At 57.8% G+C, this 6,629-nt stretch carries 6 protein-coding genes and 1 tRNA gene; 4 read left to right on the forward strand and 3 right to left on the reverse strand.

Going from position 1 to position 6,629, the window contains the following annotated elements; translation table 11 throughout:
- Together ACQY7U_RS25505 and ACQY7U_RS25510 are read left to right on the forward strand one after the other, a co-directional pair.
- Positions 1 to 1,131: B12-binding domain-containing radical SAM protein (locus ACQY7U_RS25505; protein WP_428651196.1), on the forward strand; the 1,131-nt coding region annotated here is incomplete at its 5' end.
- A complete protein-coding gene (locus ACQY7U_RS25510; RefSeq protein ID WP_428651199.1) occupies positions 1,131 to 1,838 on the forward strand; it encodes a cytidylyltransferase domain-containing protein in 708 nt (235 codons plus the stop codon). The genes ACQY7U_RS25505 and ACQY7U_RS25510, both read left to right, overlap by 1 nt.
- A gap of 64 nt (positions 1,839 to 1,902) precedes the next feature.
- Here ACQY7U_RS25510 and ACQY7U_RS25515 read toward each other — a convergent pair whose 3' ends face one another.
- The gene (locus ACQY7U_RS25515; RefSeq protein ID WP_428651201.1) at positions 1,903 to 3,759 is read right to left on the reverse strand and encodes a tetratricopeptide repeat protein; all 1,857 of its coding nucleotides are present in this window, start codon (positions 3,757 to 3,759) and stop codon (positions 1,903 to 1,905) included.
- A 211-nt stretch (positions 3,760 to 3,970) separates the two neighbouring features.
- The gene (locus ACQY7U_RS25520; protein WP_428651204.1) at positions 3,971 to 4,492 is read right to left on the reverse strand and encodes a hypothetical protein; all 522 of its coding nucleotides are present in this window, start codon (positions 4,490 to 4,492) and stop codon (positions 3,971 to 3,973) included.
- Between the two features lie 240 nt (positions 4,493 to 4,732).
- Here ACQY7U_RS25520 and ACQY7U_RS25525 point away from each other — a divergent pair, with 240 nt between their 5' ends.
- The gene (locus tag ACQY7U_RS25525; RefSeq protein ID WP_428651206.1) at positions 4,733 to 5,518 is read left to right on the forward strand and encodes an ATP-grasp domain-containing protein; all 786 of its coding nucleotides are present in this window, start codon (positions 4,733 to 4,735) and stop codon (positions 5,516 to 5,518) included.
- Between the two features lie 200 nt (positions 5,519 to 5,718).
- The gene (locus ACQY7U_RS25530) at positions 5,719 to 5,916 is read left to right on the forward strand and encodes a hypothetical protein (protein WP_428651209.1); all 198 of its coding nucleotides are present in this window, start codon (positions 5,719 to 5,721) and stop codon (positions 5,914 to 5,916) included.
- 600 nt (positions 5,917 to 6,516) lie between these two features.
- Here ACQY7U_RS25530 and ACQY7U_RS25535 read toward each other — a convergent pair.
- A tRNA-Val gene (locus tag ACQY7U_RS25535) sits at positions 6,517 to 6,591 on the reverse strand.
- Between the last annotated feature and the right edge of the window lie 38 nt (positions 6,592 to 6,629).

Genomic DNA, 6,629 nt, shown 5'->3' on the forward strand with positions numbered 1-6,629 from the left:
CGGTTTTTCTATCATGGCGGCCGGACACCCGATCTCGATGCCCTGCCTTACCCGGCCTATGATTTGCTGGAAGAAGACGTCGACGGCGTTCGCGTTCTGGACAAATACCTCGACGTTCCGGTCTGGGGCGGAAGCGCGAAGAACAGTTCCGCCACCAGCTTCGAGATGAAGCGGAGCATCACGACGATCAGCAGCCGGGGATGTCCGTTTGCCTGCAAGTTCTGTTTCCGCGGCGCTCAAGGGGAACGCAATTACGGCGTCAGAAGTGCCGAGGACCTTGCTACGGAATTCCGGTACTACCAGCGCCGTTATCAGGTCGATTTCATTGGCCTGATGGACGACAATTTCATGGTCAGCCCGAAACGGATCACCGAGCTTGCGGATATTTTGGAGCCCTATGCGGCAAGCGGTGAATTGCGTTGGGGTGCGCATGGCCGTCTTGACGAGGCGGCGGATCTGCGCCCGGACCGCAAGGGCGGCTATCGCAGCGCGGACGTCCTGCGGGTCAAGGAAATGCGCAGGGCGGGCTGTATTTATATCGGCTTCGGAGCGGAGTCTGCTTCGCCGGAAGTCCTTGAAGATATGGGCAAGGGCGGCTTCATGCTGTCCAGCGGCACCGAAAAGATCAACGGCTTCGAGTTTCCCCGCGCCATGACCCAGGGCATCCGCAATACATTGGAAGCCGGCATTCATGGCAACTGTACCTGGATCATGGGCTATCCCGGAGAAACCTTGCCCAAGCTGCAGACCAGCATCGGTTTCATCAAGTGGCAGCAGGATCTGGTGACGGAAGGCTTGAGCGCCGGTACGCCGGAATACGAACAGGCGCTTGCCTCGATCAATACTTCCGTGTTCACGGCAACCGCCTACCCGGGCACCGAAATGTTCGAGCACCCCAAGGTCCGCGATATTCTGGGCGAGGTGTTCGACCTGAAGTTCGACGCGAAGACCAACCGGCCGATTGCCGACGAAGCGTTCCGGCAATACGTGCTGGAACTGAACGACGCGACCAAGATGATCACCAACACGTCCGGCCGGCCGCTGAACTACAGCGATCTTTCCGACGATGAATTTGTTCAAGTTCGCGAAAAGCTGGACGCTCGCGATCTGGATGCTGTTTTGGGCATGTGATGAGCAAGAGAATTATTGCAATGGTACCGGCGAGAGCCGGAAGCGAAGGCCTGCGTGACAAGAACATCCGGCCGCTGGCGGGTGTGCCGCTGATCGCGCACAGTATCCGCCCGGCCCTTGAATGCACCGGGATTTCGCAGACCTACATCAACAGCGACAGCTCGAAATATCTCGAGATTGGCGAGACTGCCGGCGCCAGGCCCTATCGCAGGCCCGATGATCTCGGCCAGTCGCAAACCACCATGCAGGCCGTGGTGTCCGAGTTTATCCATACGCTGCGGGGCAGGGGAGAGGAGTTCGAAGCGGTGCTCGTTCTTTATCCGACCTATCCGTTCCGGACGCCGGACCTGCTGGGTGACATCGTCGACTACTATCTGAAGACGCCCGATTGCCACAGCGTCATCGGGCTGAAGCAGCCCGAAACCCACCCGTATCTGTGCGCCCTGCACCAGGCGGACGGCGGCATCAAGACCTTCCTGGACTACGACGTAGACAAGTACTACCGCCGTCAGGACTATCCCGAGTGCTACCAGTTCACGGCTTGGGCGATGGTCATCAATGCGGACCATGTCGATGGTCTTAACGCTCAGATGATGTCGCCGAAGTCTGTCGGCTATGTGGTGCCCGACACCGTCCGCATTGTCGACATCGATACGGATATCGACTTCTATTTCGCCGAATTCCTTCTGGAAAAGCACTACGTCTGACGCCGCATGACAGGGACACATGCGCCGGTGACCAGCCTTTGTGGTGGAAAATCGGCGGTCTGCTTCAGCTCAACTTGAGCCGTTTGTTGCGACGGGTCATATCGACGGTCGCAAGCTGCTCTTCGAACGTCTGCCGGATGGTCGGCACCATGTCGACGGCAAGCTTGCTCTCGTCCATCCGCAGATAGGTTGTCGAGGGATGCCAGGGCGGGTTCTCCTGACCAAGCAGGAGGGGAGCTTCCTCGGGGCCGAAGCGGATTGTCGGTACATCCAGAACGCCCGAAATTTCCGTCGTGCTGATATTGGCGGAGACGACCAGATCGCAACAGGCTGTCAAAGCGGCGGCGGCTTCAAGATCGTCGAACAGATCGACGTCCTCGAAATTCACGAATGCTCCGTTGGTCCTCGTTTCCAGGAACCTGATTTCCTTGTCGATGCTCAGGTATTGCAGATTGACGAAGGTGACGTCGTCAAAATCCAGGATGGGCGCGAATTCCGGCGCTGACAGGTAGTAGCGCATCCGGTAGGCCTGCAGGTTGCGCGAGCGCCAGGCAACACCGACAATTGGCTTGTCGGCCCTGTCCTTGAGCCTCTCGAAATACTTGTGTGCCAGATCGAGGTCGAAGTCGAAGGCGGGAACCCGCGCCTTCTTGAAGGAGGCGATGTCCGGGCGGAAGACCTCCGCGATGTCCGAAAGGTTGGCCGTCAGGTCGAAGTCGTTCCGGCCGGTGGAAAGGTCCTGGTTCAACTGGGGCACGCGCACCTGGGCGTCCGGAAAGCTGCGCTGGAACCAGGGCACGGATTTGGCCGAGACTTCCAGAATGACCTTGCCGGCCTTTTCGATCAGCTCGTGCAGCATCGTCCCGCCCCTCAGGGCGTCGCCGAGCCCCTGGTCGCCCCAGGCCAGAACCGTCTTGTCCGAAATGTCCTCTCCCTGCCATTCGGGAACGTCGAAGAGGCGTTTCTGGGAGGTGGACTTGATATCGGTGAAACGGGCCCGGTGGTATTTCCAGCCGTTTTCGAGATCTCCGATCGAAAGATAGGCCAGTGAAAGATTCCAGTCGATGCCGGACGCGCCTTCCGGGGCGAGCTTCTTTGCTGCCAGAAATTGCCCGATCGCATCTTCGCCCCGTCCGAGCATCAGGTAGTTCACCGCAAGGGTCACGCGTCGGTGAAAATCGTTCGGATTGTCGTCAACGGCCTCCTCGGCATATTTCACGCCGGCATGCGTCTTGGATATCGAGAAGAGCAGGCGGGCGGCTTCGTGCTTGAGGTCGGCGCTGTCCGGGAATCGTTCCAGCGCGTCGGCCAGTTCCGCCTGGGAGACCTTGAATTCCTTCAGATCGAGCCGGCATCTGGCGCGCTCGACATAGTTCAGCGGATTTGACGGGTCGAGCAGGGCTGCCTTGTTGAAGAAGGCAAGGGCTTTCGGAATATCCTCGATGGCGCGCAGCAACAGCCCGTAGTTCCGGTAGGCGTCGCTGAAATTGGGGTATTCCACCAGCAGTCTCTGGAACAGTTCTTCCGCCTCGGCGTTCCGCTGGAGGGCGGTCAGTGCGATCCCCTTGATGTTGAGGGCTTCGCGTTCCTTCGGATTGATGGAAAGGGCCTTGTTGGTGACAGCGAGCAGGCTTTCGGCATCCGAATTCAGGTCCATCATTGTGCGCGCAAGATTGGCATAGAAGGCGGACTGGTTCGGGTTGGACGCAATGGCCTTCTGCAGGTATTCCAGCGCGCGCTGGGGGTTGCCCTGCTGGCGATAGGACACTCCCAGGAGATGAAGGGCGTCCGGATTGTTCGGAACCTTCTTCAGAACCTGCTTGTAACAGCGCTGCGCCTTGCTGATCTCGCCGGACTTCTGGAAGGCGAGGCCACGCAGAATTTTTTCGCGGACCGGATTCTGGGCGGCTTGGGTGGCCATCTTGTCTCCAACCTCAGGGAATCACGTGCCGTAGAATAACAGGGCGTAATGTGAAGCGAAGGTTGAAGGCAGCAGATCAGAGAAAACGTTGGGGATTTTAGCCGTTTTTGTCCCGGGTCCACAACCAGGCCCGACAATGAGCGGTAAGAACGCATGTCCTTCCGCGCCCGTTCGGTTTCAGGGCTTTCCCTGGCCGGTCCTGCCGGCAGGGCTACTGCCGCCGGAACAGTTGGTTGGAGAACTGCTGGCGGACGTAGGCGCCCTGCACGGTCACCTGGTTCCGGTAGAGCTGATTGCCGTAGAGCTGGTTGCCGTATCTGTCCGGCCGGTAGCGCTGCTGGGCATATTGCTGCGGCTGGTAGCGTTGTGGCCGGAAATTCTGGCGGCTCTGCTGTTGCTGGTTGAGGCGCTGTTGCCGGATCCGTTGCTGCCGGTACCTTTTCAGAAGGATTTGCTGCTGGCGCCGAAGTTGCGTCAACTGCTGCCGTTCCTGCTGCAGCTTCTGGCGTTCCAGTTTCAGTTCCAGCTGTTGCAGCCTGGCCTTTTCCTGATCCTGGCGCAGCATCAGCATGGCTTCCGCCCTGAGCTTGTCCAGTTTCAGCTGCTGCTGCCGTTCCTCGGCTGCGAGATTTCCCCCGGACGATTCCGCCCGCAAAGGCTTGCCGCCGGCAAAAGCCAGACAGGCCAGGCCAAGGAGAAGTGCGGTTGCGGTTCTGAAGGTCTTGCGGGTCATCTTGTCTCGCCTGGAGGTTTTCTCCCGGCGCCGTGTTTGAGGCAGAGCTTCGTTCAACAAGCGTCGAATCGGGTGCGTTGTTAACGAAGTCTAGGAGCAACATCCTAACGGGGTCTATATTGGCGGGACCGAGCTCAAATAGAATTTGAGTAGAAACAAGCTGTCATTCGATTCATGTTTGATGGTGCCTGTCGAAGAGCTTGATTCGACACACATTAATTTTCACGGGTTTTGGATAATATGCATTGGTTGCTTCAGGAATTTGAGGACACGCACAAGCTTGCCGAAGCGCTCGACCGGCTTGAGATACCTTATTCCTGGCACAGGGTCGTACCGTTTGTCGGTGAACTTATCCCGGAACCTGAGGTTCCAGATCCGCACGCGGTGGTCATGTTCGGATCCTATGCGCTCTGGAGATATGCGGAAAAGAAGAACTACCGGCCGGGTGTCTTCAGGCTGCAACCATTTGTCCGCGAAACAGCCTGGCATCCCTACCTGCTGAACGGGACCGACGCGCTTTTTCTGACCTTGCGGGATATTCCAGGCCGTCTGTCGGGAGACGGACGGGACTGGTTCCTGCGCCCTGTCGATGACAGCAAGGCAGAACCGGGAAACGTCAAATCCGCAGGTGAAATCGTTCAAATGGCACAGCAGGTGCTTGCTCTCGGCGAGGACGAGATCCCAAGCGGTTCACTCCGCCATGACACGGAACTTATGCTCACAAGGCCGGCCCGCATCCTGCAGGAATGGCGTCTGTGGGCCGTCGGCGGCAAGATTGTCACCTATTCGCTCTACAAGGAAGGAACGCGTGTCGTCTACCGCCCGGAGATCGATGCGCACGCCCTGGAATTCGCGCAGCTGATGGTCGACATCAATCCCGGTTATTCGCCCGCTTATGTCATCGACATCTGCCGCACGGACGAGGGGCTGAGGTTGCTGGAAACCAATTGTCTCAACGCCGCCGGTTTTTATGCTGCCGATCTGCAAAAACTCGCCGCGGCAATCGACGCGCTTGTGCCTGCCTGAAGGATGGCGGACCAAATTCCTGCTGAACGGATCATTGACGCCGTCCGCGCCCTGAGCTGTCACGCAGTGCAGCGCTTGACCATCGGGCAAAAAAAACGGAATAAAACGTGAACTTAGCTTGCGTGTGTGCGGAAAATTCCACATCATGTGGTTGATTTGGTGTTGAATGTGTTCACTTTTTCAGGTCGAGGTCCAAGGGGATGCTGAAATTCAAACACGCGTTTGTCGTACTGTTGTTTGGACTTGCCGCTCAGGCGGAGGCCCAGCCGTCGTTCGATTGCGCGAAAGCCGTGACACCGGATGAAAAAACAATCTGCAACAACGTGTACTTGTCTGCTGCGGATACCCTGATTTCCGAGGCCTACCGGAATTATACGCCCGAGTTTCAACAAAGCTGAAAGTCGCCAGAAGCCTGCTGGCGGATCGCCACAGGTGTGGAACCGACGAAGCATGTATCGCAGCCGTTCAGGACGCAACGCTGTTTACTTATGCCAGACCTGCAGCCGTTAGGGGCGGCGGGCCTTGGACGAGTTCCTATGCCAAAGCCCTGATGGCATTCAAGGCTACCCAGATAGCCTCTTCGGAAATGCCTGCGCGTCAGGGCCCTCTGAACCACCCAGGCGAATGTATTCGCACAAGGATTTCCAAAGTGACGACTCGTTTTGGCGAGCCGGTCACTTACGAAAACGCCGATGCCGGAACAGTCTTTGAATACGCTGACGGGACCATTACGGTCTCATACGAACGGAACGGGTTATTCGGGGTTAAGGCCGGTCACGAGGTCGTCTTGAGCCTCATGAGCATTCCTTACGATTGTCCTGACGGTGACGGCCGTGGGCATCTCTATTACACGCTGGATAAGGCACTAAACCGCGATTGGGAGATGGTCGACTCTCAGCACCTGTGCGGAGGCGCTTGACGGCGCATTTGCTGCATACCCGTCAAAGGTTCTAGGCTGTTCAGGCCAAGGCCGTGTTACAAAACAAATTGGGGGAAAATGGTGGGCGATACTGGGATTGAACCAGTGACCTTTCCGGTGTGAACGGAACGCTCTCCCGCTGAGCTAATCGCCCTTCGAGATCTTTGTGAAGATCTGAACGATGGCGGGTGT

The sequence above is a fragment of the Roseibium sp. genome (assembly GCF_050301095.1).
GTDB lineage: Bacteria > Pseudomonadota > Alphaproteobacteria > Rhizobiales > Stappiaceae > Roseibium.

Bases quoted from the DNA above. Each gene is read 5' to 3' on its own strand.
- ACQY7U_RS25510 (WP_428651199.1), top strand. From the start codon at position 1,131: ATGAGCAAGAGAATTATTGCAATGGTACCGGCGAGAGCCGGAAGCGAA.
- ACQY7U_RS25515 (WP_428651201.1), bottom strand. From the start codon at position 3,759: ATGGCCACCCAAGCCGCCCAGAATCCGGTCCGCGAAAAAATTCTGCGT.
- ACQY7U_RS25520 (WP_428651204.1), bottom strand. From the start codon at position 4,492: ATGACCCGCAAGACCTTCAGAACCGCAACCGCACTTCTCCTTGGCCTG.
- ACQY7U_RS25525 (WP_428651206.1), top strand. From the start codon at position 4,733: ATGCATTGGTTGCTTCAGGAATTTGAGGACACGCACAAGCTTGCCGAA.
- ACQY7U_RS25530 (WP_428651209.1), top strand. From the start codon at position 5,719: ATGCTGAAATTCAAACACGCGTTTGTCGTACTGTTGTTTGGACTTGCC.